The sequence below is a fragment of the Olsenella phocaeensis genome (genome assembly GCF_048189965.1).
Classification (GTDB): Bacteria; Actinomycetota; Coriobacteriia; order Coriobacteriales; family Atopobiaceae; genus Olsenella_I; species Olsenella_I phocaeensis.
Map to the genome: position 1 here is coordinate 202,014 of NZ_DBEZHV010000011.1, position 23,637 is coordinate 225,650.

Genomic DNA, 23,637 nt, shown 5'->3' on the forward strand with positions numbered 1-23,637 from the left:
CCCCTGCCTTGCATGGCAAGGGCGGGGCGAAGGCTCCCGTCCAAATGGTCGAGCGGCCCCGTCCACGTTGCCGCAGGGCGGGGCCGCTCGAATGCCGGTCTATTCGCGCGTGGGGGACGGGAGCCTTAGAACTCCGCGTTGCCCACCGTGCGGGGGTGCGGCAGGACGTCGCGGATGTTGTCCACGCCGGTGAGGTACATGACCAGGCGCTCGAAGCCCAAGCCGAAGCCGGAGTGGTGGCAGCCGCCATAGCGGCGCAGGTCGCAGTAGTAGCGGTACTGCTCGGGGTCCATGCCCAGCTCGCGGATGCGGCCCTCGAGGACGTCGAGGCGCTCCTCTCGCTGGGATCCGCCGATGATCTCGCCGATGCCGGGAACCAGGCAGTCCGCAGCGGCCACGGTCCTGCCGTCGTCGTTGATGCGCATGTAGAAGGCCTTGATGGCAACGGGGTAGTCGGTCACGAAGGTCGGCCTCTTGAAGTGCTGCTCGGTGAGGTAGCGCTCGTGCTCGGTCTGGAGGTCGGCGCCCCAGCTCACGGGATACTCGAACTTCGTGCCGGCGGCCTGGGCATCCTCCAGGATCTTGATCGCGTCGGTGTAGCTCACGCGCGCGAAGTCGCTCGTGGCCACGTGCTCGAGGCGCTCGAGCAGGCCCTTGTCCACGAAGCGGTTGAACATGTCCAGCTCGTCGGGGCAGGTCTGTCGCACGTAGTTGATCACGTACTTGAGCATCTGCTCGGCCACGTCCATGTCCTGGTCGAGGTCGCAGAAGGCCATCTCGGGCTCGACCATCCAGAACTCGGCGGCGTGGCGGCGGGTGTTGGAGTTCTCGGCGCGGAAGGTGGGACCAAAGGTGTAGACGTCGCCGAAGCTCAGGGCGAAGTTCTCGGCCTGGAGCTGGCCCGAGACGGTGAGGCTGGTCATCTTGCCGAAGAAGTCCTGGCTCCAGTCGACGCTGCCATCCTCGAGCAAGGGCGGGTTCTTGGGGTCCAGGGTGGTGACGCGGAACATCTCCCCCGCACCCTCGGCGTCGCTCGCGGTGATGATGGGCGTGTTGACGTAGACGAAGCCGTTCTCCTGAAAGAAGCTGTGGATGGCGTAGGCCGCCACGCTGCGCACGCGGAAGATTGCCCGGAAGAGGTTGGTGCGGCTGCGCAGATGCTGCTGGGTGCGCAGGTACTCGCGGGTCTGGCGCTTCTTCTGCATGGGATAGTCGGGGGCGGAGGGGCCCTCCACCACGACCTCGGAGGCCTGGAGCTCGAAGGGCTGGGGGCGGTCGGGCGTCAGGCTCAGCGTGCCGCGCACGACGAGGGCGGAGCCGACGCTCTGGCCCACGAGCTCGTCGTAGCGCTCGCCCAGGGACTCGCGGTTGAGGACGACCTGCAGGTCCTTGAAGCAGCTGCCGTCGTTGAGGGTCACAAAGCCGAAGTTCTTCATGTCGCGGATGGAGCGGACCCACCCGGCGACCGTCAGCTCCTGGCCGCCCAGGCGGTCCATGTCTGCGTAGAGCGTTGCGATCTTTGTGCGCCTCACGAGCTTCCCCCTTGGGTTGTGCGATAAGTAGCTTGGTGACGGACGCCTGTGGGAGAGGCGCCGGACGCGTCAACCCATTGACTGTATCGCAAGTGGAGCCGCACGCACGCGGGGCACGGGCCGCCACGACAAAGGCCCATCAGGACGGAGGACCACCATGGAACACGTGAGCCACGCGGAGCGACCCGACTACGGGCTACTCGCCGAGCAGGTCAGGGCCCTCGCGGAGGAGGACCCGCGCTGGATGCCGCTGCTCTCCAACGCGTCGGCGCTCATCTACGAGGCGCTGCCCGACGTCAACTGGGCGGGCTTCTACCTCATCCCGGAAGGTGAGGGCAGGCTCGTCCTGGGGCCCTTCCAGGGGAAGGTCGCCTGCGTGCACATCGAGTTGGGCCGGGGAGTCTGCGGGACCGCCGCCGCGACGGACGAGCTCCAGCTCGTGGAGGACGTCCACGCCTTCCCGGGTCACATCGCCTGCGACGGCGCGAGCGCGTCCGAGGTCGTCGTGCCGCTGCACGCGGACGGCCGGGTCGTCGGCGTGCTCGACATAGACAGCCCGATGCGCGGCCGCTTCCTTCCCGAGGACGCCCGCGGACTCGAGCTGGTCGCGCAGGCGCTGGAAAGCTGCGCGCGCTAGCCGCGCACGTTGCTCTTGCCGCTCACGCGCTCGATCTCGAGCACGGTCACCGAGGTCTTGGGCAGCGCCGCGGCGATGTAGCGGATGCCCGCCTCCATGTGGCCGGGCGCGTACTTGCGCAGCAGGGCCATGAGCCCCGCGCGCTTCTCGTCGTCGTCCGCGGCGGGACGCAGACGCCCGAACGCCATGGCGGAGGCGTACCTCGTGGTGAACTCCGCAGGCTGGACGTCATCCTGGGCGACCACGGTGATGCATGCCCTGCAGCCTGCGCCCAGGTTGGTCAGGCGATGGCCGCCCTTCATGGAGCCGTGCAGGTAGATGCGGCCGCCCTCGAGCGCGAAGCTGATGGGCACGCCATAGGGCTCGCCGTCGGGGTCCACGGTCGAGAGCACCGCGTTCGACGCGGACGCGAAGAGCGCGAGTGCCTCCTCGCGGCCCAGCTCCCTCTTCGCACGTACCATCTTGAACTCCATGGCGCTCTCCCCTCTTGCCGTGCGCAGTCGTGCCCATTTGCATGGCAGTCAGTCTGCCAAAAGGTATACCCCGACGGCCCGTGCTACGATGTCGTCAGAAAACAGTTAGCCAAAGCTAATTAGTGGCAAGCGGGCAAGGGAGACACATGGGCGAGAGGGACCACCTGCCCCTGTTCGGGGTGGGGCCGGCATACGTGGCGTGCATCCTCCTGACGACGGCTGCGGGAATCGCGGCGACCAGGCTCGGCATGCTGCCACGCGCAAGCGTCCTCGAACTCGAGCTGCCGCTCGTGGTCGCGGGTGCCATCCTCGCAGCGCTTGCCGTGGCCGTATGGGTCATGGGAGCCGTCGTGTCCAAGATCGACGCCCACGTGGAGAGAAACGAGCTCGTGACCACGGGCGTCTACGCCTGGGTGAGAAATCCCATCTACTCCGCCTTCCTCATCGCCTGCCTCGGCGCGATCCTCGTCGCCGGGAACCTCTGGCTCCTCGTCCTGACACCCATCCACTGGCTCGCGCTGACCCTGCTCATGCGGCGCACGGAGGAGCGCTGGCTTGCCGAGCTGCACGGCAGCACGTACCTGGACTACTGCAGGCGGGTTAACAGGGTCGTGCCCTGGCCCCCTCGTCGCAGGGCGTAGCCCAGGGTCGCGGCGCGGCGACTCCGCCGCCCCGCCAGCTGCCGCAAAACGCATGCGGACTCGCAACGTTCGAGGCGTACACTCCTCCCAAGGAACGACCACCCCGCCCCACGAGGGTCGCGGGGCCACAGCCCGGCGATTGGAGCCATCATGGAGAAGCGCCACATCGACCCCTACGAATACGCGAGCGCCATCACGAAGGCCAACGCCCATGGCATCCTGCTCACCACCAAGGCCGAGGGCGAAGTGGACACGATGGTCATAGGCTGGGGGCTCATCGGAACCCTCTGGGGCAAGCCCACCTTCACCGCCTTCGTCCGCACGAGCCGCCACACCCATGCCCTGCTCGAGAAGAACCCCCAGTTCACCATCAACGTCCCCCTCGACCGCCTGGGCAAGCGCATCTTCGCCGTCGCCGGCACCAAGAGCGGCCGTCATGTGGACAAGGCAGCGCTGCTCGGGCTCACGCTCGCGAATGGGGGCAAGGTGGACGTCCCCGCGATCGCCGAGGCGCCTATCACCCTGGAGTGCAAGGTCGTCTATAGGCAGATGATGGACAGGGGCGCCGTGTCCGAGGCTACGCGCGAGCGCTTCTACCCCGCAGACGTCACCGACGTCGATGCGAGCGGGAGCTGCTACTACCACGAGATCTACTACGGCGGGATAGTCGACAGCTATGTCCTGGAGTAGCACTGGGACGACGAGGGGGCACGCCACGGGCACCACGCCCAGTCCGCAGTTGCCGGCAGGTCCCGAGGGGAGAGTCACGTGAGGCTCGACGAACTGGGAGACCCCAAGGCACCGACGATACTCATGGTGCCCGGTTCGTTCTGCACGGGCGATTCGGAGCTGCCCATCGCTCGTCGGCTGTGCGACCGCTTCCACGTCGTCACCGTGACCCTCGACGGGCACGTGAAGGGCGGAGGGGACTACCTCTCGAAGGAGGCATCGACCGAAGGCATGGTCTCGTGGCTGCACGGACGAGGCATCGACCACCTTGCCATGGCGCACGGGACCTCGATGGGCGCGATCAACGTGCTTGACGTCGCTCGGGAGGGCTCGGTCTCTGCCGACGTCTGGTTCTACGACGGCGGACCCTTCTTCGACCTGCCAAGGCCGGTCGAGACCCTCATGCGACGGCTGTTCCGCCGCGTGCTGGGAATCGGGAGGAGGCCGGACGGCACGCCATGGAAGATCGACGTCGACAAGGTGCTGGGGGGCAGCGTGCTCAGGCACTTCCTGGGAGATGACGCACCGATGTACCGGGAGATTCTCGGCAACTGTGCGGAGGTGTGCACGTTCGTCTCGGACGCCACGCTGACCAACGAGTGCAGGACCTTCTGCGAGTGCAGGCTGCCTGAGCTGCCGCCCGACGTGGTGCGCCGTAGCGTGTTCGTCTGGGGCAGCAAGGAGTCGGCACGCGCATCGCGCAAGAGGGTCCAAAGTACGTACCCGGATGCGGAGTTCATTGACGCAGAGGGCTACAACCACTGCGGCCTCCAGTGCGTCAAGCCCGACGAGTACGCCCGTTTGCTGTCGGAGAAGATCGCACAGGGAAGGAGAGGGCCATGTCGTTGACATACCTGCTCGAATACGAGTCGCCCATCGGGACAGTCGTGCTCGCAAGCGACGGCGAGCGCCTGTGCGGCCTCTGGTTCGAGGGACAGAGATATTTCCAAGACAAGCTCGACGTGCGGCTGGGACATCCAGGGGAGCATCTGGGCGAGAGGGACGTCATACGAGGCCCGCAGGCCCGGCGCACACCGGGCATCTCCGCCGCTTGTGACTGGCTCGACGCGTACTTCGACGGCACCCCTTCCCCCACGCTGCCTCCCTTGGCCCTGAGAGGGACCCCGTTCCAGGAGGAGGTCTGGCGCGAGCTCGAGGTCATACCATGCGGGACGCTGACCACCTACGGCGACGTCGCACGAGCGATTGCTGCCAGGAGGGACGACAGGACGAGGGTCTCAGCCCGGGCAGTGGGCGCGGCAGTCGGCCACAACCCCATAAGCGTCATCGTACCCTGCCACAGGGTGATCGGCTCGACGGGCAGCCTCACCGGCTACGCGGGCGGCATCTGGCGCAAGACGTGGCTGCTCGAGCACGAGGGCGTCGACCTGAGCCGGCTCAAGGTCCCCGCGACATGAGACGGACAGACGGCCCAGAGCAGCCGCCGAGGGGGCTCGAAAGGCGATGCCAGGCGGCGCGACCATAGCACGCGCGCACAGACAGGCGGGGCGGACGACATTCGCGCGTCCACCCCGCCATTCTCGCCCAGCCCCCTGATCAGGCCCTATGCCTCGAGCACGAACTCCGGGTTGTCTCGGGTGACGATGCCCTTGTTCTGGACCGTTGCGCCCAGGAGCTCCTCCAGCTGCTGGGCAAGCTCGTCGATGGCGGCCCTCAGGTCGCCCGCGCGCTCCGGCTGCAGGTTCTCCATGATGAAGACGCAGTGCGGGGTCTGGTCCGTCACCTCGGTGCGCTGGCCGTCACGCCAGTTCCAGCAGCGGCACACGGCGCCCGCATCATCGATGTAGGCAAGCTCGCCCGGCAGCGTGGGGTCCGACTCGTCCTCGCCGATGGGCAGGTACTCGTCGCCGCCCTCGGTCACGGCCAGGCGGAAGGTACCCTCGAGGGCGTCTATGTTCTCGGCGCCGATGGGCAGCGCGTACTTGAGCGAGATGGCGTTGGAGAGGTCGACGGAGGGATTGATGTGGCCAACGGGGTTGTCCTTCAGCACGCGCTTGAGCAGGTTCTCGACCGAGCAACGGGCGCCCTTCTTGGTCTTGAACCTGCGGTAGGCGTCGCGCCACACGGCCACGACCTCGTTCTCGCTGATGGTGTTGCTGGTGAGCCAGTCGCTTGCCTTGAGGTTGGCGCGGTCGAGCAGGCGCGCTGCCTTCTTCGCCGCCTCCTCGCTCACCTGGTCGGTGGGCAGGATGCCGTCCACGGCAACGATGCCGATGGATGCTTCGGGGAAGAGCTCCCAGAACGAGTCCTCGGCGACGAACTTCTTCATGCGTCCCTCCTTCTGCGCGGCCGGGCGGCGGCGCACCTGATGTCTTGCCACTGCGGGCATCCTAGCACGAGTGCTGCATGACACCCTCCTAAGTAGGAATATTTTCTCTCGCCTAACCATCTATTCACAGATAATATGCCATACATATGCAAAATTAAGCGGTAGAGAATGAATAGGCGCAACAAGTTGAGAGGGGTAAGCGCCTGCTAGGACGGCCACCCCTCACGGACGTGACGCAAGGAAGGGTCCTCCCAGGCCCAAAAGCTGCATATTGGTCGCAGGACCCAGGCTGGCACGGACACCAAGGCGAGTGCCGGCACTAGAATGGTGCCCAGGGCAGGCCCGCGCCCCGGGCGGGGCGACGCGGCCCCACCCGCGCAGGCGAAGGCCGAGGCCCACTTACCGGGCAAGGCAGGAGGCAGCATGTCCAAGCAACTCAGCGGCACGGCGACCAAGGCCCTTGCCGTCGCGGCAGCAACGCCCGTCGCGCTGTTCGCCGCCTACTCGGCGGTCTCGCACCTCTACTATCGCAGGTCCAACATCGCCACCGCCTCAGAGGTCTACAACCGCGTGACCTCCGACAAGAACCGCATGGCAGACCCCATAGCCTGGGACAACTACATACTCGCCCACGCCGAGAGCAACGAGCAGCGCTACTCCCTGCCACCCCTCGTGGGGCTGCGCGTCTCGGTGGAGGACAGCGACTTCGAGGGCATGCAGACCTTCGTCCTCAACCGCCGCAACCTCAACGACCGCGCGGTCGTCTACCTGCATGGCACGTGCTTCGTGAACCAGCCCACCATCTATCACTGGCGCTTCCTCGACAGCCTGGCCCGCCGCACGCGCGCCGAGGTCGTGGCGCCCATCTACCCGCTTGCGCCCGTCCACGGCCACGACGAGGCCTTCGCCGCCATCGAGGGGCTCTACCGCTCCATGGTCGAGAAGTACGGCGCTGACTCGGTGACCCTCATGGGGGACGCCTCCGGCGCGGGCATCGCCGCCTCCTTCTGCCAGCTGCTCCCCGAGCTCGGGCTGCCCCAGCCGGAGCGGCTCGTGCTCATCTCGCCCTGGGTGGACGCCAGCCTGGCCAACCCCGACGTCGCCGCCTATGAGGCGGCAGACCCCATGTTCGCCCTCCAGGGCCTGCGGCGCATCGCCCACACCTGGGCCAAGGGACTGGACATCAACGACCCGCGCGTGAGCCCCATCAACGGCGGCGTGCGCATGCTTCGCAACGTGATGGTCTTCACGGGCACGAGGGAGCTCTTCCACCCGGACGCAGTCCTCTTCCACCAGCGCGTCAACGCGGCGGGCATCCACTCCGAGCTCCATGTGGGCTCGGGCCTCAACGCAAACTACCCGCTGTATCCCATCCCCGAGGCAAACCGGGCGTTGGAAGAGATCGTCTCGGCCGTTTCGATGGACTAGCACCGACACGAACGGGCACGGCGAGGGGGGCGGACGCACGGCGAGGCGCCGCTCCGTGGGGCAGGCCGGCAGCACGCGACAACGGACAAGCAAGACGGGCAGAGGGAGGAACGTGGACGGATATCGCATCGAGCACGACTCCATGGGAGAGGTGCGGGTTCCCACGGACGCACTCTGGGGCGCCCAGACACAGCGCTCGTACCAGAACTTCCGCATCGGGACCGAGACCATGCCCCCCGAGCTCATCCATGCCTTCGCGCTGGTCAAGAAGGCGGCGGCCCAGGCCAACGTCGAGCTTGGCTGCCTCGAGCCCAACGCCGCCACCGCGATCGAGGCCGCCTGCGACGAGCTGCTCGAGGGCCGTCACGCGAACGCCTTCCCACTCAAGGTCTGGCAGACGGGGTCCGGCACCCAGACCAACATGAACCTCAACGAGGTCCTCGCCCGACGCGGCAACCAGATCGCAGGCGAGAGGGGCCTCGCCCTCTCGGTCCCGCTGCACCCCAACGACTCCGTCAACCGCAGCCAGAGCTCCAACGACACCTTCCCCACCGCCCTGCACGTGGCGGCCGACCTGGCCGTGACGCAGCGCCTCATCCCCGCCGCCGAGCGCCTGGTGGCGACCCTCGCGCGGCTCGAGCGCCAGAACGAGGGCATCGTCAAGTGCGGCCGCACCCACCTTCAGGACGCCGTGCCCATAGCCTTCAGCCAGGAGATATTTGGCTGGCGCGGGCTCGTGGAGTCCGCCGTCGAGGAGCTGCGCGCGAGCCTCCCGGGCCTGCGCCGCCTCGCCCTGGGCGGGACCGCCGTCGGCACGGGTCTCAACGCACCGGCGGACTTCGACAGGCTCGTGGCGGCCAGGCTCGCCGAGCTCACCGGCGAGCCCTTCCAGACCGACCCCAACAAGTTCCACGCGCTCACCGCCAAGGACGCCGTGGTCTTCTCGCATGGCGCCGTCAAGGCGCTGGCGGCGAACCTCATGAAGCTGGCCAACGACGTGCGCTGGCTGGCCTCGGGCCCGCGGCTGGGCCTGGGCGAGATAAGCATCCCGGCCAACGAGCCCGGCAGCTCCATCATGCCGGGCAAGGTCAACCCCACCCAGTGCGAGGCGCTCACCATGGTCGCCGTGCAGGTCATGGGCAACGACGCCGCAATCGGCTTCGCCGCGAGCCAGGGCAACTTCGAGCTCAACGTCTTCATGCCCGTGATCGCCCACGACTTCCTGCAGAGCGTGCGGCTGCTCTCGGACGCGATGGCGTCCTTCGACGAGCACTGCCTGAGCGGCCTCAAGGCCAACCGCGAGCGCATGGAGCGCAACCTCCACGACTCGCTGATGCTCGTCACCTGCCTCAACCCGCACATCGGCTACGAGCGGGCCGCACAGGTGGCGCACAAGGCGTACGAGGAGGGGACGAGCCTGCGCGAGGCCTGCGTGGCGCTGGGCTTCCTCAGCGCGGAGGAGTTCGACCGGGTGTTCAAGCCAGAGGAGATGGTCTAGCAGATGAACGAGACGAGCGAGCGCAGTCTGAGGCTGCATGAGGAGCTTCACGGCAAGATCGAGGTCATCGCGCGCGCCGAGGCGCGGACGGCGGAGGACCTCGCGCTCCTGTACACGCCGGGCGTGGCAGAGCCCTGTCGCCAGATCCAGAGGGACTACCAGAGGAGCTGGGAGCTCACGCGCCGCGGCAACCTTGTGGCCGTCATCACCGACGGCACGGCCGTCCTGGGCCTGGGGGACATCGGTCCCGCCGCAGGCATGCCCGTGATGGAGGGCAAGTGCCTGCTCTTCAAGGAGTTCGGCGACGTCGACGCCATCCCCCTCTGCGTAGACACGCACGACGTGGACGAGTTCGTCCGCACGGTGCAGCTCATCAGCAAGAGCTTCGGCGGCATCAACCTCGAGGACATCGCCGCGCCGCGCTGCTTCCAGATCGAGCGCAGGCTCCAGGAGCTCTGCGACATCCCCGTCTTCCACGACGACCAGCACGGAACCGCCATCGTCACGGCCGCAGGCTTACTCAACGCCGTGCGCCTGACGGGCAAGCGCATGGGCGAGCTCAGGATCGTCATGAGCGGCGCGGGGGCGGCGGGCATCGCCATCGCCACCCTTCTCATCCACATGGGCTTCGGCGACGTCATACTCTGCGACCGCCAGGGTGCCATCTACGAGGGGCGCGACGGGCTCAACCCCGCCAAGGATGAGGTCGCCCGCATCTCCAATCGCGCACGCGAGTCCGGATCGCTCGCGGACGTCCTGCGCGGGGCAGACGCCTTCATCGGCGTGTCGCAGCCGGGACTCCTCACGAGCCAGATGGTCGCGACCATGAACGAGGGCATCGTCTTCGCCTGCGCCAACCCCACGCCCGAGATCATGCCCGCCGAGGCGCTTGCGGGAGGTGCGAGGGTCGTGGCAACCGGCAGGTCCGACTTCCCCAACCAGATCAACAACGTGCTGGTCTTCCCCGGCATCTTCAAGGGCGCCCTCGCTGCCCGCGCGCCCAGGATCACGGAGGAGATGGAGGTCGCTGCGGTGCACGCCATCGCCAGCCTGGTGACGGACGAGGAGCTCAGCGCGGAGTTCATCATCCCCAGCGCGCTGGACAGGCGCGTGGCAGACGTGGTCGCCACCGCGGTCGCCGAGCGCGCGAGGTCCTAGCCGTTTGGTGCCAAGGGGTTGTTTACGCCTCGGTACCGACAAAGTTTGCGCCCCGGTAGCGACAAATAGGGAGGCTCCCGCCAAGCAGTGGACTGTCGAGGCCTGCGGCGAGGAAGGGGCCTCCCGTGTCGCGGCATCCCAGCGCAAGGCCGGCCCCGAGGGTGCGACGGACTCTGGTCGAGCACGTCGATTCGGGACAGCGGGACGCCGAGGCCTCCCGTCTATGCCACTCGTCGTCGGCGTAAACAACGTCATGGCGCACAACAGCTAGGACGAGCCGGGGGTTAGCCGGCTGGGGTCAGCTGCGGTGTCTTTCGCTTTCAGGGTCCGCGACTGATCCAGTCGCAGCCCCTCTCCACCGCCCAAGCGTCGAGTGCGCAGTCTGAAGGCTTCAGCTTGCGCACTCGGCTTCCGGCCACCTGGCCCTTCGTGGCGAGAGGGGCGGTCTTCGCCGTCGAGTGCGCAATTCCGGCCTTTAAGCTTGCGCACTCGCGAAGCAGCAGGCCTTAAGCTTGCGCACTCGGCGGGGATTCCAGGCGGGAAGACCGAACGAAGTGCCAGGCGAGAGAGACGCGCTACCCGAGACGAAACCCTACTCCACGAAGTAGGAGGCGCAGTTGAGCGGGGTCTCGTACACGTCGACCTGACTCACCGGCATGCCCTCCTCCAGGAGGCGGTCGGCGAAGTAACGGGCGAGGTTCTCGGCCGTCGTGCGGAAGGGAAGGACGCTGAGCGAGAATCCCTCGTCCTCCTCGAGTGCGCGGATGGTGCCCGGCTTGAGCGAGCCCTCCTCGACCAGGAAGCTGTGGTCGAGCTCGGCCACGAGCGAGCGCAGGACGCGCTTGAAGACGCCGAAGTCGATGACCATGTCGCGCATGGTCCCCTCGTCCTGCAGGCTGGGCTGCCTCAGGTAGGCGACGACCCGCCAGCGGTGACCGTGGAGGTTCTCGCACTTGCCATAGTAGTCAGTGAGGAAGTGGGCCCCGTCGAAACTCGCCTCGGTCTTGAGTCCATACGGCATGTGCGCCCCCTACTCGCCGGAGGGCGCGCTTCCGCCCTTGCCCTCGGATCCGCCCTGGCCGCGGCCCCTGCCGCCGCGGCGACGGCGACGGCGGGCCTTCTCGGCCCCGTCGGATGAGCCGCCAGGTTCGCCGGACCTCTGCTGCAGGCGCTCACTGGGGCCTCCCGGCTGCCGGTCCTGGCCGCGCCGGCGCGGGCTCCTGCCGCCGTTGGGCTGCTGGGCCTGCTGCGACGCCTGCTGCTGACCGCCATGGTCTCCCGGATGGCGCTTGCGCCTCGTGGACTGCGTGCCGCGGGGCCTCTCCCCCGCCTTGGGCGCCTGCTGCGTGGCCTGCTGGCCACCGCCCGCCTGGCCCTCGCTGCCGTCCGAGGAGTGGTGGCGCCTGCGACGGTGGTTCGTGGCGGGCTGGGACGCGCCGCCGCCCTGGGCCTGCGTGTGCTCTGCGGCGTCACGCCGCTGAGCCGAGTCGCCCATGCCCGCCCCGGGACGCTTCTTGCGGCGACGTTGGCGCGGTGTGGTGGCCGACCCCTGCTCGGGCCCGGCATCCGCGGCGTCGTCCTGGTGCCTCCTGCGGGGGCGGGGGGCATCCTGTGCCGACGAGCGCGGGCCCGCAGCACCCCTGGCGCCGCTTCCGGACTCCCCCGCGCCAGGCTCCTGCCTGCCGTGACTGCGGCGATGCCTGGTCTTCACGAAGATGTCCGACGAGTCGAAGCCCTGCTCGACGCCCACGCCGTTGGCGCGGTCGAGCTCGGCGAGCGCCATCTGCACGTCGGGAGACTCGAGCCTGTCAAGCGCCTCGCGAGTCACGGTGTCGGGCCTGCAGGGGCAGTGGAGCTCCTCGCTCTTGCGCACCGCGGCCTCGCTCGCCTGCATGCCCGAGAGCGGCACGCGGATCTGCTTGCCGTTCTCGAGCCTGAGGGCGATCTGCTCCTTGGGCGTGTCGTACTCCACGATCTTCGCCTTGCCCAGCGGCGTGTCAATGACGGCGTTGCGCTTGGGCGCGCGTGACTTGAAGTCGCGGTAGGCCTCGAACTCGTAGCGCAGGCAGCACATGAGGCGCCCGCAGGCGCCGCTGATCTTGGTGGAGTTGAGGGGCAGGTCCTGCTCCTTGGCCATGCGAATCGAGACGGGCTCGAACTGGTGGCCGAAGCGCGCGCAGCAGAGCTCCTGGCCGCAGTGGGCGTAGCCGCCCACGATCGCCGCCTCCTCGCGCACGCCGATCTGCCTCATATCGATGCGACCGTGCAGCTCGCGGGCCAGATCGCGGATGAGCTGCCTGAAGTCCACGCGCTCGTCGGCCGAGAAGTAGCACACCACCTTGTCGCCGCCGAAGAGGTGCTCCACACCCACGGGCTTCATGTCCAGCCCGGACTCGTGGACGAGTCGTCTGAAGGTGACGAGGTCCCTCTCGCCCTGGTCCGCCAGGCGGGAGGCGTGGTTGAGGTCCTCCTGCGTGGCGATGCGCAGGACCGACTTGAGGCGGGACTCGCCGATGGTCTGGGCGAGCTCCTCCTCGCCCAGCTCGCGCGCGTCCATGGTGGCGAGCCCGATCTCTTGTCCGCGCTCGGTGGCGCAGATCACGTGGTCGCCCTCCTGGGCACCGGTGCCCGCGGGGTCGAACCAAAGGTCCCTGGACGCATACTTGAACTTCACCGGGATGACGGTGGGCATGCGAGTGCCTCCTTGGCAGAGAGAAGCATGGCCTCAAGGGCCAGCTGGGGGTTTACGTTGCGGGCGAGCTGGTGCCTCGCCTCGAGGACCGCGTCGAGGGCCCGGATGACGCCCTCGGTACCCGCGCCGCTCGCGATGCGGTCCACCACGTCGGCCGCGTCTTCGTTCACGATTGCCTCCCGGGCGCCCTCGCAGCGCAAGAGCACGTCCCTGAGCAGGGATTCTGCGGCTGCCAGGGCCTCCATCATACCCGAACGCTCCTTGGCGGTGAGCTCTCGGCGCTGGTCGAGCTCGAGCTGGCGCAGGGCGGCGGTGCTCAGGTAGTCGCTGCCCTCCCTGAGCGACTCCTCCTGCTCCACGCGCAGGCCGTCCAAGGGGGCTCCGACCTCGGCCACTATCCTGCGAGCGGCGACGAGCACGTCCCAGGAGTCATCGCGCCCCAGCTCACCGAGGCTGCGCACCACGAGGCGACGCAGCTGGCGGCGCTCGGGCGAGGCCAGGAACTCGGCGGCGCGGTCGGGGGTCCCGGCGACGGAGAGGGCTATCCTCGCCTCGGCACCGCTGGCGCCGTCAATCGCCGCGAGCGCCTGGAGGGCGTCGTCCTCGCCCAAGATGCGGAACGGCACCTGCTGGCAGCGCGAGACGATGGTGGGCAGGACCGCCGCGGCAGAACGCGCGATGAGGATGAAGTACACGCCCGAGGGCGGCTCCTCTATGGTCTTGAGCAGGGCGTTTGCTGCAGCGTCACGCAGGAGGCCGGCATTCTGGACGATGTAGACCTTCGCCTTCGCCCGCACCGGCGCCAGACAGACGTCGTCCAGGAGCTCGCGCACCTGAGACACCAGGTAGCCGCCGGCGCTTCCCGGAGAGACCAGACGCACGTCGGGATGGGTGTGATGGGCCACGCGGATGCACTCGTCGCAGCTGGCGTCGCCGCCGTTGGGGCAGACGAGGCACTGCGCGAGGGAGAGGGCCGCCTCCTCCATGCCGGAGCCGGGGGCTCCCAGGAAGAGGTAGGCCTGGCTCAGCCGTCCCTCGGCGAGGGCGGTGGAGAGGAACGCGCGCACGCGGGGCTGCTGGCCCAGCCCCTCCAGCGCGGGGGGGACGGCCGGCTGCAGCGGGTCCCTGCCCTGGGCGGCCAAGCTACTCTCCTCCCTTGGGGAGGGGGACGTTCAGGTCCTCCAGGTCCCGCCCCGAAAGCGCGGGCAGGAGCGCGACGAGCTCGCCCACGAGCCGTCCCAGGACCTCGCGCTGGCTGCCTCGCGCGTCAATCACGCGCACGCGCGCGGGTTCCTCCGTGGCAAGGCGCAGGTAGGTGTCGCGCGTCCTCCTCTGGAAGGCGAGGCCCGCCTCCTCCATGCGGTCGACGCCGCCACGGGTCGCGCGCTCGAAGCCCAGAGCGGGGTCGATGTCCAGAAGCAGGGTGAGGTCAGGCGAAAGGCCGCAGCTCCCCAACTCGTTGCAGCGCCTGACCAGGCCCTCGTCCAATCCGCGCCCGCCGTGCTGGTAGGCATAGGTGGAGTCGTAGTAGCGGTCGCAGAGCACCACGGCCCCCCGCGCGAGGGCGGGCACGATGACCTGGCGCACGAGCTGCGCCCGCGAGGCCTCGTAGAGCAGAAGCTCGCATTCGTCCGCCATCATGTCGTTGGCGGGGTCGAGGAGGATGGAGCGGACCTTCTCCGAGACCTGGGTCCCGCCGGGCTCGCGCAGGCTCACGACCTCCAGGCCGACCCCCTCCATGAGGCGGGCGAGGAGCGCCGCCTGGGTGGACTTGCCGCTCCCGTCGATTCCCTCGAGGCTGACGAAGGCGCCTCGCGCGGGTACGGCAGGGGCCTTCGCGGACCCGTAAGTTGCTTGGCTCATGAGGCTCCCCTCCCGTCCTGCCGTCGTCACGCCCCTCGTCGTCCCTCTCTCCTAGCCCTTCTTGGCCCTGCTCCCGCGCGCGCCCGAGCCGCGCGTCGTTCCCGAGCCACGCTTGGCGCCCCTGCCACGGGCGGGCTTCTTCTCCTTGCCCGGGCAGTCCATGTTGACGCAGATGCGCCAGGGGCCGCGCTGGGTGACCACCTCGACGATGGGCGCGCCGCAGTGCTCGCAGACCTCGCCGGTGGCATGGAGCTCTCCGCGTTGGGGCAGCGGGTAGCTCGTCCCGCAGACGTCGTAGTTGCTGCAGCGGATGAAGCGCTTGCCCGTGCGCTCGCTCTTGTGGGCGATCAGGTCGCCGTGGGTGCCCGCAGCCTTGCAGGTCGCGCACTCCCCCACCACCAGGTCGGGCTCGCGGTTGGTCTCGCAGGCGGGGTTGACGCAGACCTCGTAGGACTTGGAGCGGAAGGGCGTGCACCTGATGCGCGGCGCGCCGCACTTGGGGCAGACGCCGGCCTCCCCCTCGATGGGCGCCACCTTCACGTTTGAGGGCACGGGATAGGTCACGTCGCAGTCGGGCCAGCCCATGCAGCCGATGAAGCTGCCGCGGGTCTTGGCCGAGCTCTTCATGACCAGGTCGCGGCCGCACTTGGGGCAGGTGCCCACCTTGGCGTCGGCGGTGACCGCGTCGGCGATGGCGTCGCCCAGGTCGTCCTTGTGCTCGATCAGGGCGTCGATCATGCCCGCGAGCAGCGCCCTGGAGTGCGTGACCACGCCCTCCTGGGTGTCGCTGCCCTCGGCCACCTTGGTCATGTCGGCCTCGAGCTCCGCCGTCATGTCGGGGCTCGTCACGTGCGGCGCGTACTGGGTCAGGGCCTCGATGACCGCCATGCCCAGCTGGCTGGGCTCGACGGGGTCGTTCTTGAGGTACTTCACGTCGTAGAGACGCTGGATGATCGAGGCGCGCGTGGACTTGGTGCCCAGCCCGCGCTTCTCCATCTCCTGGATGAGCCGGCCCTGGCTGTAGCGGGCGGGGGGCTCGGTCTGCTTGGCGTCGAGGCCCATCCCGACCACGTCGCAGACGTCGCCCTGCGCGAGGGCGGGCAGCTGCTCGTCCTTGCGCGAGCCGAAGGGGTAGATGGCGCGGAAGCCCGGCTTCACGATCACGGTGCCGCTAGCCTGGAAGGGCTCGCCGGCGACGTCGAAGCCCAGCTTGGTGCTCTCGCTCAGCGCGGGGTCCTCGAGCGTGGCCAGGAAGCGCCGCGCGATGAGGTTGTAGAGCCTCCACGCCGGGCCCTCCAGGCGGTCGGGGTCTGCCGCCGCGGTGGGATAGATGGGCGGGTGGTCGGTGGTCTCCTGCTTGCCGCGGGTCGGATGAAGGGGACCTCCGGCCAGGAGCTTCGTGCAGGTGGGGCGATACTGTGGCACGGCGCTCAGCGCCTTCACGACCTCCTTGAGGTCCAGTGACTTGGGGTAGACCGTGTTGTCCACGCGCGGGTACGAGATGAGGCCGTCCATGTAGAGGCTCTCGGCCAGACGCATGGTGCGCGCGGGAGAGATGCCCTCCGCCGCGGCCGCGGCCTGGAGCGAGGTGGTGTTGAAGGGCGCGGGCGGCCGGGTGGTGTGGCTCTTCTTCTCCACCTTGGTCACCGTCGCCTCGCGGGCGTCGCGGACGCGTTCGAAGGCGGCCTTTGCCGCCGCCTCGTCCTTGAAGCGGGCCGTGGCGTGCGACACCTTGAAGCGGGCGCCCTCGTCCGCGCTACCCTGGGGCGCGAGCTGCCCCGAGATCACCCAGTAGTCCTCGGGGACGAAGGCCTCGCGCTCGCGCTCCTTCTCCACGACCAGCGCCAGCGTGGGCGTCTGGACGCGGCCGGCGGAGCGCACGTTGCCAAAGCCACCGAAGCGGGCCATCGTGAGGTAGCGCGTCAGGACGGCGCCCCAGATGAGGTCGATGTACTGGCGGCTCTCGCCGGCGTCCGCGAGGTCCTGGTCCAGCTCCACGAGGTTCTCGAAGGCGTGGTCTATCTCGGCCTTGGTGAAGGCGGAGTAGCGCGCGCGGCTCACGGGCGTGTCGGGCGCCACCTCGCGCATCTGGCGCAGGGCGTCCGACCCGATGAGCTCGCCCTCGCGGTCGAAGTCGGTGCCGATCACGATGGAGTCGGCCTTCTTGGCCAGGTTCTTGAGGGCGCGGATGATGCCCTTCTCGGCCGGCTCCTTCTGGATGGGGGTCCACACCAGGTACGGCAGGCTGGCAACCTTCCAGCCCTTGACGTCGACGCCCTCCTTGGTGAAGGGCTTGCGCACCTTCTCGTAGGGGGGGCGGGCCAGGTTGTCGGGAATCCGGGCGGGAAGGACCTCGCCCTCCTTGGTGACGCCCACCCAGCCGTCCTTCTTGCTGTACCTGAGCTCCACGGGGAAGTCGGGGCGCATGATGTGGCCGCGCAGGCCGATGGTCACCCAGTCCTCCCCGTCATGCGAGAAGCGATAGACGGGCGTGTCGTAGACCTTGTCGGCCTTGGGCTTCCCCGTGGTGCAGAGCAGGCGTGCGATCTGCTGAGCGGCGTCGTTCTTCTCGGTGACTACGAGCTTCAACTAGGCGTCCTCTTCCTCGAGCTTGTGTTCCTGGTACTCCTCGCGGCTCCACTTGAGCGACTCCTTGCCGTCGCGCGCGATGAGCACGTAGCGGGCGACGGCCAGCGCGACCTCGTACAGGCCGATGAGCGCGGCGAACATCAGGACCATGGTGACGGGCGAGGCGTCGGGGGTGACGACGCCCGAGAGCACGAGCAACGCCACGTAGATGGTGCGCCACTGCTCGCGCAGGGTCTTGTAGGGGACCAGGTGCAGGACCGAGAGGTAGAAGATCACGAGCGGAAGCTGGAAGGCGAGGCCGAAGCCGATCTCGAGCAGCATCATGATGTTGAGGTAGTCCTCGGCGTCCGCGATCACGCCCGCGAAGTCTATGGCCTGGTCGACCATCCACCCGATGGCCGCCTTCTGGATCACGAAGTAGCAGAAGAGCATGCCCAGGAAGAAGAGGACGACCATGGCGCCCACCGTGGGCACGACCCACTTGCGCTCGTTCTCCTTGAGGGCGGGCAGGAAGAAGCCCATGGCCTCCCAGACGATGATGGGCGTGCAGACGATCACGCCGAAGAACATGGCCACCTTGAAGCGGATGGTGAAGCCGCCCAGGACGGTGAGGACGGTGAGCGTCGTCCCCTCGGGGAGCGAGGAGCGGATGGGGTCCATCATCATGTCGATGAGCGTGGGCGTGGCGGCATAGACCACGACGGCGGTCACGAGGACCGACACCACGACGATGGTGAGGCGGCGCCTGAGCTCGCCCAGGTGGTCCATGAGCGGCATGCGCGCTGGTCCGATAGGCATCTCTAGACCTCCTTGGGTTCCGCCGCGTCGGCGTCGGAGCCTGCGTCCGAATCGGGGACGGGAACGGTCGTGCTGGAGTCAGCGTCCCTGCGCTTTCGGGGCCTCATGGCATAGAGGGCGGCGGCGGAGGTGTCCGGCTTCGCGGGCGCCTCCTCGGGCACGGCCGGAGCGTCCTCGGACGTGGCCGTCGCCTCGTCGGCGCCGGTGACCGTCGCGCCCTCGCCCTTGGTCCCGTCCGCTGGCGAGACGGGCGCGGGCTCCGAGGGCACGGGCTCCTCCTGAGCCGACGCGGCCCCCTTCTGGGCCGCGGCGCGCTCCGCCTCAAGGCGGGCCTTGCGCTGGGCGAAGGTCTCGGTGCTGCGACGGGAGGGGACGTCCGCGTCCTCGTCGAGGTCGGAGTCCTCGTCGAGGGCGGAGCGGCGGGCGTCGCGCGCCTTGCTCGCCTGGGACGGGTCGCCCATGGCCTCGTTAAGGGGATCGATGACCTCTGCCTGGACCACGGAGGTGAAGCCCTCCTGCGCCTCGCGGAACTGCCTGATGGCGCGGCCGATGGTTCGTCCCATGCCCGGCAGCTTGTCGGGGCCGAAGAGCAGGAACGCAAAGAGCACGATGATCGCGAGCTCGGTCTCTCCTATGCCAAACAAGATGGCCCCCTACTCCTGGGTTCCCGCTCCGAGCTCCTTGTCGACGCCGAGGAGCGCGAGCACGCGGGCTATGTTCTTCTGAAGGTTGGTCACGCTGAGCGTCGCATTGGCGTCGGCGCTGCGGTGCGCGGCACCGACCAGCACGCCAATGCCGGTCGAGTCTATGTAGGGCACCTCGGAGAAGTCGACCTCGATGGACGCGGGGCCCTCCTCGATGGCGCGGTCGAGCGCGTCGCGCAGCTCGTTGGCGTTGGACACGTCCACCTCGCCGACGACGGAGAGCACGCTCGTCTCTCCCCTCCTGCTGTTGCTAATGGAGATTCCCATCTCTGCTCCTTCGTCGATGCGGGACCGCAAGCCCCTGCTCGTGGTCCTACAGGCTGGTTCCTGACCTGCTCGCGAGCACGTCGGAGAGGCCCTGGGTCGTGGTGCCCGAGCTCGTCCCCGTCGCGCCGGTCTGGCCGGACGTGCCGCTGCCGGACGTGCTGCCGGAGTCGGCCGCCTTCGCCGCGGCATCCATGGCCGCAAGCCGCCTGTGGGCGTAGCTCTTGGCCCCGTACTCGTCGTTGGCGTCCTTCTCCTCCGCCTTCTGGTAGGCCTCCCTGGCGGAGTCGGACTCGCCGGCCGCCTCGTAGACCATGCCGAGGTTGGCCCAGGCGGGACCGTAGTCGGGCTGCGCGGCGGTCAGCTCCTCGAGGGCGGCCCTGGCCGCGTCCGTGTCGCCCGAGTAAAGCTGGCAGAGGGCTCGGTTGACGCGCACGACGTTGGAGTCCTTCTGCTCGAGGTACTGGTCATAGTAGGAGATGGCGCTCTTCCAGAGCTCCGCGACCTGCGCCTTCTGGTCGTCGCTCGTGGCGTAGGAGCTGGAGGCGTAGGCCCAGCTCATGTAGTCGTTGCCCAGGTTGAGGAGGGTGGCGAGGCCCTTGGGGTCGGAGTCGAGCCTGGCCTTGAGCTCGTCCACGTCCTTCTGGTACCGGGCGTTGACGGCGTCGATGCCGGTGGCGGCGGAGTCCGTCGCGGAGTCGCCCGAGGACTGGTCCTGGGAGCTGGAGTCGGAGCTCGCCTGGCTCTGGCTGGCGTCGGCGGTCTTCGAGGACGACGCGGGCGAGAAGATCGCGGCGAGCGAGGGCAACATCATGGAAAGGGCCATGAGCACCGCGAAGGCCCCCACCACTATGGCGGTGACACGCCTCTTGCGGGCCTCGCGGCGCTCACGGGAGCCCGCGACACCGGCCTTGCCCCCACCGCCGACCGTGGAGGCGGCAGGCTTCGCCTTGGCGAGGCGCTTCTTGCTTGTGGGGCCTGGCTTGCGTGCCATGTGCGCGACCTTCCTCGGGACCGGGACCAACGGGTGGATTCTTGCTACAAGAGGTTAGCGCGCGGCCCCAAGGGACCACACGCATGTCGCATGATTCTACCCAAAACCCTGAGATGGACCCAAATCCCAATCAGCGGGCGCGCCTCTCGCCCTCCATCCGGGCACAGACGAGGCGCACCGCGAGCACGAAGACGTCGAGCGCGCGGCCGAGGTCCTCGAGCGAGGGGTAGGTGGGGGCTATGCGGATGTTGGAGTCTCGGGGGTCCCTGCCGTAGGGCCAGGTGGCCCCCGCGGGCGTGAGCTTCACGCCCAGCTCGCCCATGAGGGCGACGATGCGCCTCGCCGACCCCTCCGGGCCGTCGAACGAGACGAAGTAGCCGCCGTGCGGGTGGGTCCAGCTGGCGAGGCCCATGCCGCCCAGGCCCTCCTGGAGCTTTTGCTCCACCAGCGCGAAGCGCGGGCCCACGATAGCCGCATGCCTGGCCATGTGCTCCCTCACTCCCTCGAGGTCGTGCAGGAAGAGGGGGTGCGCCAGCTGCGAGAACTTCTCGGAGCTCACGCGCTCGACCGCGAAGGCGGCCCTGACCTCGGCGATGTCCTCGTCGTCTGCGGCGACGAAGGCCATGCCCGAGCTGGGGAAGGTGACCTTCGCCGTGGAGCCGAACTCATAGGCGAGGCGCGACCCGCCCGCCTTCCCGATGGCCGCGAAGATGTCGAGGAGCGCGTCGTCCCGGCCCTCGAAGCAGTGGACGACGTAGGCGTTGTCCCAGTAGATGCGGAAGTCGGGCGCGGCGGGCCTCAGGCCCGCGAAGCGGCGGACGACCTCATCGGAGTAGGTGACGCCCGTGGGGTTGGCGTACTTGGGGACGCACCAGATGCCCTTGACCGTGGGGTCGCCCTCCACGAGGTCCTGGACCAGGTCCATGTCGGGCCCGTCCTCGCCCATGGGCACCGGGACGTTCTTGATGCCGAAGCTCGCCGTGACGGCGAAGTGTCGGTCATAGCCCGGGCTGGGGCAGAGCCACTTGACCTCGCCCTGGCGGCAGAGGGGCTCGCAGCCGCCCACGCCATGGACGAAGGCGTGGGCCACGAGGTCGTGCATGAGGTTGAGGCTCGAGGAGCCGGAGACCACGACGTTCTTGGCGTCGACGCCCAGGATCTGGGCCGCGAGGCGACGTGCGGAGGGCAGGCCCTCGGGCGTGCCGTAGTTGTCGACGATGGCGTCACCGTCCACGAGGGGCGTGGAGGAGCTGACGAGGTCGAGCATGGGACGCGAGAGCGCGGTCTGCTCCGGCGAGGGCTTCCCGCGGGCCATGTCCAGCTTGAGTCCCTGCGCGGCCGTCTCGTCCGCCTGCGTCTCCAGGCGTGCGAGCTCGGCATCCAGCTCTGCGTCCATCAGCTGCTCGTAGGCGTTTGCCATGGCTTCCTCCTCGGCTCTGGTCTGCGCAAGAAGTATATCCCCGCCCGGCGGGGCCACGGGACGCGCCGGGAAATCGGCAAGGGAGGCGAAACCTTCGCGGCCGCGGAGACGGCGGCCAAGGAGGCGGCCCTCGCCCGTACCCTGGGCCGGGGCCAAGATGGCCCGGGGGGCCGTCCCTACTGGACCGTCCCGTAGACCGACCCCCAGCCGTGCGCGGTGATGATCGAGTTCATCTGGTCGCAGAGCCTGGGGCGGGTGTAGCTCCCGCTGGGCATGAGCTCGACGACCTCGGCGAGGTCGTCCGGGAGGTCGACCAGCTGGGCACGGAGGACGAGGTCCATGCGGCTCACCATTCCCCCGGGCGCGTCCTCGAAGACCGCGTCCACCAGGCGCTGGAGCTCGCCGTACTCCGCCGCCGGGGCCGCCCACTCGGGAGGGACGCCCCGGCCGCCGGAGGCGCCATCGGGAAGGGGCGCGAAGGGGTTGAGGCCCTGGCCGGCGCGCCTGCCCATGCTAGCCACGCTCCTCTCGCCCTGAGGCGTGCCCTCCGGCGGCCTCATCGGACGTGCCGCCCGCGCCGTCGCCGGCCGCGGCTGACGCCTCTGACGCCCCCGCGGGTCCGCTCTCGTCGCGCGCCGCCAGCACCCGCTCGCTCACCCGCACGAAGGCGATGCCCAGGAGCGCTGCCGCGAAGGAGCCCGCCAGGATGGCGCACTTGGCGGCCACGACCTCCTCGGGGTCGGGGAAGGCCAGCCCGGCAATGAGGATGGACATGGTGAAGCCCATGCCTCCCATGATGCCCACAGCGAAGATCTGGTCCCAGCTCACGCGGCGTGGCAGCCGGGCGAAGCCCACCCTCACCAGGACCCAGGTGACCAGGATGATGCCCAGGGGCTTGCCCAGGACGGCCCCCAGGAAGACGCCCTGCGCCACGTGGTCGCCCAGCACCAGGCCGAGGTCGGTGCCCACCAGGCGCACCTGGGCGTTGGCGAAGGCGAAGAGGGGCAGGATGAGGAAGTTCACCGGGACCGAGATGAGCCGCTCGACGCGCTGCAGGGGCGGGGTCACGTGGTGCATGACCTTCTCCACGCGGACGGCCGCCTCGGTGAAGTCGTGCTGGCCCAGAACGTGGCTCGAGTCGTCGTAGCGCTCGTCCAGGCTGCCCGCCTGGTGGCCCAGCCAGTCCCTGAGGCCCGAGAGCCTGACGTCGGACTTGGCGGGGAGGAAGAAGGCCAGGACCACGCCGGCAAGGGTCGCGTGGATGCCCGAGTTGTACATGCAGAGCCAGAGGCCCACGCCCACGACCAGGTAGGGCTTGGCGGAGTAGACCCTCATGCCGCTGAGCGCGGCGAGCAGGAGCACCATGAGCAGCGCGGCCGCGCACCAGCCCACGTCGATCGCCTGGCCGTAGAAGAGCGCAAGGACCACGATGGCCAGGATGTCGTCGGCGATGGCCAGGGTCTGGAAGAAGACCTTGGTCTCAGGCGCGACGCGGTCTCCCAGAAGCGACATGACGCCCAGGGCGAAGGCGATGTCCGTGGCGATGGGTATGGCCCAGCCGTGGTGCGCGCCGCCCCAGTTGAGGGCCAGGTAAATGGCCGCGGGCACGCACACGCCGCCCACCGCCGCGAGCATGGGCAGCGCCGCCTGGCGGGGACGGCGCAGCTGGCCCACGGTCATCTCGTACTTGAGCTCGATGCCCACCAGCAGGAAGAAGATGGCCATCAGAAAGTCGTTGACAAAGGACTCCACGCTCATGGCGATGAGGTGCGTGCCGATGCCGACCTCGAGCGGCTCGCGCAGGAACTCCTCCACCGCCTCAAAGGCCGGTCCGTTTGCCACCACGAGGGCCAGCAGCGCCGCGCCGACCATCACCGCCGCGGCTATGGTGCCGTTGGAGGTTATCTCGTGCAGGACTCCCCTGCGC

Annotated in this window: 23 protein-coding genes; 8 read left to right on the forward strand and 15 right to left on the reverse strand. The window is 68.8% G+C overall.

Annotation, left to right across the window (positions count from 1 at the left end):
- Positions 1-125 precede the first annotated feature (125 nt).
- A complete protein-coding gene (gene asnS, locus ACMPH2_RS05985) occupies positions 126-1,532 on the reverse strand; it encodes an asparagine--tRNA ligase (protein ID WP_072500098.1) in 1,407 nt (468 codons plus the stop codon).
- A 157-nt stretch (positions 1,533-1,689) separates the two neighbouring features.
- Here asnS and ACMPH2_RS05990 point away from each other — a divergent pair, with 157 nt between their 5' ends.
- Positions 1,690-2,169 (forward strand): GAF domain-containing protein, encoded by a 480-nt coding sequence (locus ACMPH2_RS05990; protein WP_009278786.1) that lies wholly within the window; start codon positions 1,690-1,692, stop codon positions 2,167-2,169.
- Here ACMPH2_RS05990 and ACMPH2_RS05995 read toward each other — a convergent pair.
- Positions 2,166-2,642: a pyridoxamine 5'-phosphate oxidase family protein gene (locus ACMPH2_RS05995; RefSeq protein ID WP_009278785.1), complete on the reverse strand. Its 477-nt coding sequence runs from the start codon at positions 2,640-2,642 to the stop codon at positions 2,166-2,168. The two genes, ACMPH2_RS05990 and ACMPH2_RS05995, sit on opposite strands and share 4 nt — an antisense overlap.
- 146 nt (positions 2,643-2,788) lie before the next feature.
- Here ACMPH2_RS05995 and ACMPH2_RS06000 point away from each other — a divergent pair, with 146 nt between their 5' ends.
- The 4 genes from ACMPH2_RS06000 (at position 2,789) to ACMPH2_RS06015 (ending at position 5,430) form a co-directional block, all read left to right on the forward strand.
- A complete protein-coding gene (locus ACMPH2_RS06000) occupies positions 2,789-3,283 on the forward strand; it encodes a methyltransferase family protein (protein ID WP_009278784.1) in 495 nt (164 codons plus the stop codon).
- A gap of 150 nt (positions 3,284-3,433) precedes the next feature.
- Entirely contained in the window at positions 3,434-3,973 is a 540-nt protein-coding gene (locus tag ACMPH2_RS06005; protein WP_417118899.1) for a flavin reductase family protein, read from the forward strand.
- A gap of 78 nt (positions 3,974-4,051) precedes the next feature.
- Entirely contained in the window at positions 4,052-4,861 is an 810-nt protein-coding gene (locus ACMPH2_RS06010; RefSeq protein ID WP_417118900.1) for an alpha/beta fold hydrolase, read from the forward strand.
- On the forward strand, positions 4,852-5,430 hold the full coding sequence (locus ACMPH2_RS06015; RefSeq protein WP_471752469.1) for a methylated-DNA--[protein]-cysteine S-methyltransferase: 579 nt from the start codon (positions 4,852-4,854) through the stop codon (positions 5,428-5,430). The genes ACMPH2_RS06010 and ACMPH2_RS06015 overlap by 10 nt, the downstream gene beginning before the upstream one ends.
- Positions 5,431-5,576: 146 nt before the next feature.
- On the opposite strand, the gene ACMPH2_RS06020 is transcribed toward ACMPH2_RS06015, so the two are convergent.
- On the reverse strand, positions 5,577-6,302 hold the full coding sequence (locus ACMPH2_RS06020) for a B3/B4 domain-containing protein (protein ID WP_009278780.1): 726 nt from the start codon (positions 6,300-6,302) through the stop codon (positions 5,577-5,579).
- Positions 6,303-6,725: 423 nt separating this feature from the next.
- On the opposite strand from ACMPH2_RS06020, the gene ACMPH2_RS06025 reads away from it, so the two are divergent.
- The 3 genes from ACMPH2_RS06025 to ACMPH2_RS06035 all read left to right on the forward strand — a co-directional run bounded on the left by ACMPH2_RS06025 (position 6,726) and on the right by ACMPH2_RS06035 (position 10,386).
- A complete protein-coding gene (locus ACMPH2_RS06025) occupies positions 6,726-7,730 on the forward strand; it encodes an alpha/beta hydrolase fold domain-containing protein (RefSeq protein ID WP_009278779.1) in 1,005 nt (334 codons plus the stop codon).
- A 112-nt stretch (positions 7,731-7,842) separates the two neighbouring features.
- Positions 7,843-9,228 carry a class II fumarate hydratase gene (gene fumC / locus ACMPH2_RS06030; protein ID WP_417118901.1) on the forward strand — a complete coding sequence of 462 codons (1,386 nt, stop codon included), beginning with the start codon at positions 7,843-7,845 and terminating at the stop codon, positions 9,226-9,228.
- A gap of 3 nt (positions 9,229-9,231) precedes the next feature.
- Positions 9,232-10,386: an NAD(P)-dependent malic enzyme gene (locus ACMPH2_RS06035; RefSeq protein ID WP_417118902.1), complete on the forward strand. Its 1,155-nt coding sequence runs from the start codon at positions 9,232-9,234 to the stop codon at positions 10,384-10,386.
- Between the two features lie 592 nt (positions 10,387-10,978).
- Here the strand turns inward: ACMPH2_RS06035 and ACMPH2_RS06040 are convergent.
- The 12 genes from ACMPH2_RS06040 to nhaA all read right to left on the reverse strand — a co-directional run.
- Complete coding sequence (locus ACMPH2_RS06040; protein WP_417118903.1) at positions 10,979-11,407, reverse strand: 6-pyruvoyl trahydropterin synthase family protein; 429 nt, start codon at positions 11,405-11,407, stop codon at positions 10,979-10,981.
- Positions 11,408-11,416: 9 nt separating this feature from the next.
- Positions 11,417-13,078 (reverse strand): regulatory iron-sulfur-containing complex subunit RicT, encoded by a 1,662-nt coding sequence (locus ACMPH2_RS06045; RefSeq protein ID WP_417118904.1) that lies wholly within the window; start codon positions 13,076-13,078, stop codon positions 11,417-11,419.
- Positions 13,057-14,145 (reverse strand): DNA polymerase III subunit, encoded by a 1,089-nt coding sequence (locus tag ACMPH2_RS06050; protein ID WP_009278774.1) that lies wholly within the window; start codon positions 14,143-14,145, stop codon positions 13,057-13,059. Before ACMPH2_RS06050 ends, ACMPH2_RS06045 begins: the two co-directional genes overlap by 22 nt.
- Before the next feature lie 76 nt (positions 14,146-14,221).
- Positions 14,222-14,941: a dTMP kinase gene (tmk, locus tag ACMPH2_RS06055; RefSeq protein ID WP_417118905.1), complete on the reverse strand. Its 720-nt coding sequence runs from the start codon at positions 14,939-14,941 to the stop codon at positions 14,222-14,224.
- A gap of 51 nt (positions 14,942-14,992) precedes the next feature.
- Positions 14,993-17,530: a DNA topoisomerase I gene (locus tag ACMPH2_RS06060; protein ID WP_062530625.1), complete on the reverse strand. Its 2,538-nt coding sequence runs from the start codon at positions 17,528-17,530 to the stop codon at positions 14,993-14,995.
- A complete protein-coding gene (gene tatC, locus ACMPH2_RS06065) occupies positions 17,531-18,328 on the reverse strand; it encodes a twin-arginine translocase subunit TatC (protein WP_062530623.1) in 798 nt (265 codons plus the stop codon). It lies immediately after the preceding gene.
- A 2-nt stretch (positions 18,329-18,330) separates the two neighbouring features.
- The gene (locus tag ACMPH2_RS06070; RefSeq protein WP_062530621.1) at positions 18,331-18,972 is read right to left on the reverse strand and encodes a Sec-independent protein translocase subunit TatA/TatB; all 642 of its coding nucleotides are present in this window, start codon (positions 18,970-18,972) and stop codon (positions 18,331-18,333) included.
- Between the two features lie 9 nt (positions 18,973-18,981).
- Entirely contained in the window at positions 18,982-19,299 is a 318-nt protein-coding gene (locus tag ACMPH2_RS06075; RefSeq protein ID WP_062530619.1) for an STAS domain-containing protein, read from the reverse strand.
- 46 nt (positions 19,300-19,345) lie between these two features.
- Positions 19,346-20,290, reverse strand: coding sequence for a tetratricopeptide repeat protein (locus ACMPH2_RS06080; protein ID WP_062530617.1), 945 nt, complete (start codon positions 20,288-20,290; stop codon positions 19,346-19,348).
- Between the two features lie 130 nt (positions 20,291-20,420).
- Entirely contained in the window at positions 20,421-21,710 is a 1,290-nt protein-coding gene (locus ACMPH2_RS06085; RefSeq protein WP_062530615.1) for an aspartate aminotransferase type Ic, read from the reverse strand.
- Positions 21,711-21,886: 176 nt separating this feature from the next.
- On the reverse strand, positions 21,887-22,222 hold the full coding sequence (locus ACMPH2_RS06090; protein ID WP_197414942.1) for a 3-demethylubiquinone-9 3-methyltransferase: 336 nt from the start codon (positions 22,220-22,222) through the stop codon (positions 21,887-21,889).
- 1 nt (position 22,223) lies between these two features.
- A partial coding sequence (gene nhaA / locus ACMPH2_RS06095; RefSeq protein ID WP_417118906.1) for a Na+/H+ antiporter NhaA occupies positions 22,224-23,637 on the reverse strand: 1,414 nt, incomplete at its 5' end.

Bases quoted from the DNA above. Each gene is read 5' to 3' on its own strand.
- ACMPH2_RS06005 (WP_417118899.1), top strand. From the start codon at position 3,434: ATGGAGAAGCGCCACATCGACCCCTACGAATACGCGAGCGCCATCACG.
- ACMPH2_RS06045 (WP_417118904.1), bottom strand. From the start codon at position 13,078: ATGCCCACCGTCATCCCGGTGAAGTTCAAGTATGCGTCCAGGGACCTT.
- ACMPH2_RS06090 (WP_197414942.1), bottom strand. From the start codon at position 22,222: ATGGGCAGGCGCGCCGGCCAGGGCCTCAACCCCTTCGCGCCCCTTCCC.
- ACMPH2_RS06015 (WP_471752469.1), top strand. From the start codon at position 4,852: ATGTCGTTGACATACCTGCTCGAATACGAGTCGCCCATCGGGACAGTC.
- ACMPH2_RS06020 (WP_009278780.1), bottom strand. From the start codon at position 6,302: ATGAAGAAGTTCGTCGCCGAGGACTCGTTCTGGGAGCTCTTCCCCGAA.
- ACMPH2_RS05990 (WP_009278786.1), top strand. From the start codon at position 1,690: ATGGAACACGTGAGCCACGCGGAGCGACCCGACTACGGGCTACTCGCC.
- ACMPH2_RS06080 (WP_062530617.1), bottom strand. From the start codon at position 20,290: ATGGCACGCAAGCCAGGCCCCACAAGCAAGAAGCGCCTCGCCAAGGCG.
- ACMPH2_RS06085 (WP_062530615.1), bottom strand. From the start codon at position 21,710: ATGGCAAACGCCTACGAGCAGCTGATGGACGCAGAGCTGGATGCCGAG.
- ACMPH2_RS06000 (WP_009278784.1), top strand. From the start codon at position 2,789: ATGGGCGAGAGGGACCACCTGCCCCTGTTCGGGGTGGGGCCGGCATAC.
- tatC (WP_062530623.1), bottom strand. From the start codon at position 18,328: ATGCCTATCGGACCAGCGCGCATGCCGCTCATGGACCACCTGGGCGAG.
- ACMPH2_RS05995 (WP_009278785.1), bottom strand. From the start codon at position 2,642: ATGGAGTTCAAGATGGTACGTGCGAAGAGGGAGCTGGGCCGCGAGGAG.
- ACMPH2_RS06075 (WP_062530619.1), bottom strand. From the start codon at position 19,299: ATGGGAATCTCCATTAGCAACAGCAGGAGGGGAGAGACGAGCGTGCTC.
- ACMPH2_RS06035 (WP_417118902.1), top strand. From the start codon at position 9,232: ATGAACGAGACGAGCGAGCGCAGTCTGAGGCTGCATGAGGAGCTTCAC.
- ACMPH2_RS06025 (WP_009278779.1), top strand. From the start codon at position 6,726: ATGTCCAAGCAACTCAGCGGCACGGCGACCAAGGCCCTTGCCGTCGCG.
- tmk (WP_417118905.1), bottom strand. From the start codon at position 14,941: ATGAGCCAAGCAACTTACGGGTCCGCGAAGGCCCCTGCCGTACCCGCG.
- ACMPH2_RS06040 (WP_417118903.1), bottom strand. From the start codon at position 11,407: ATGCCGTATGGACTCAAGACCGAGGCGAGTTTCGACGGGGCCCACTTC.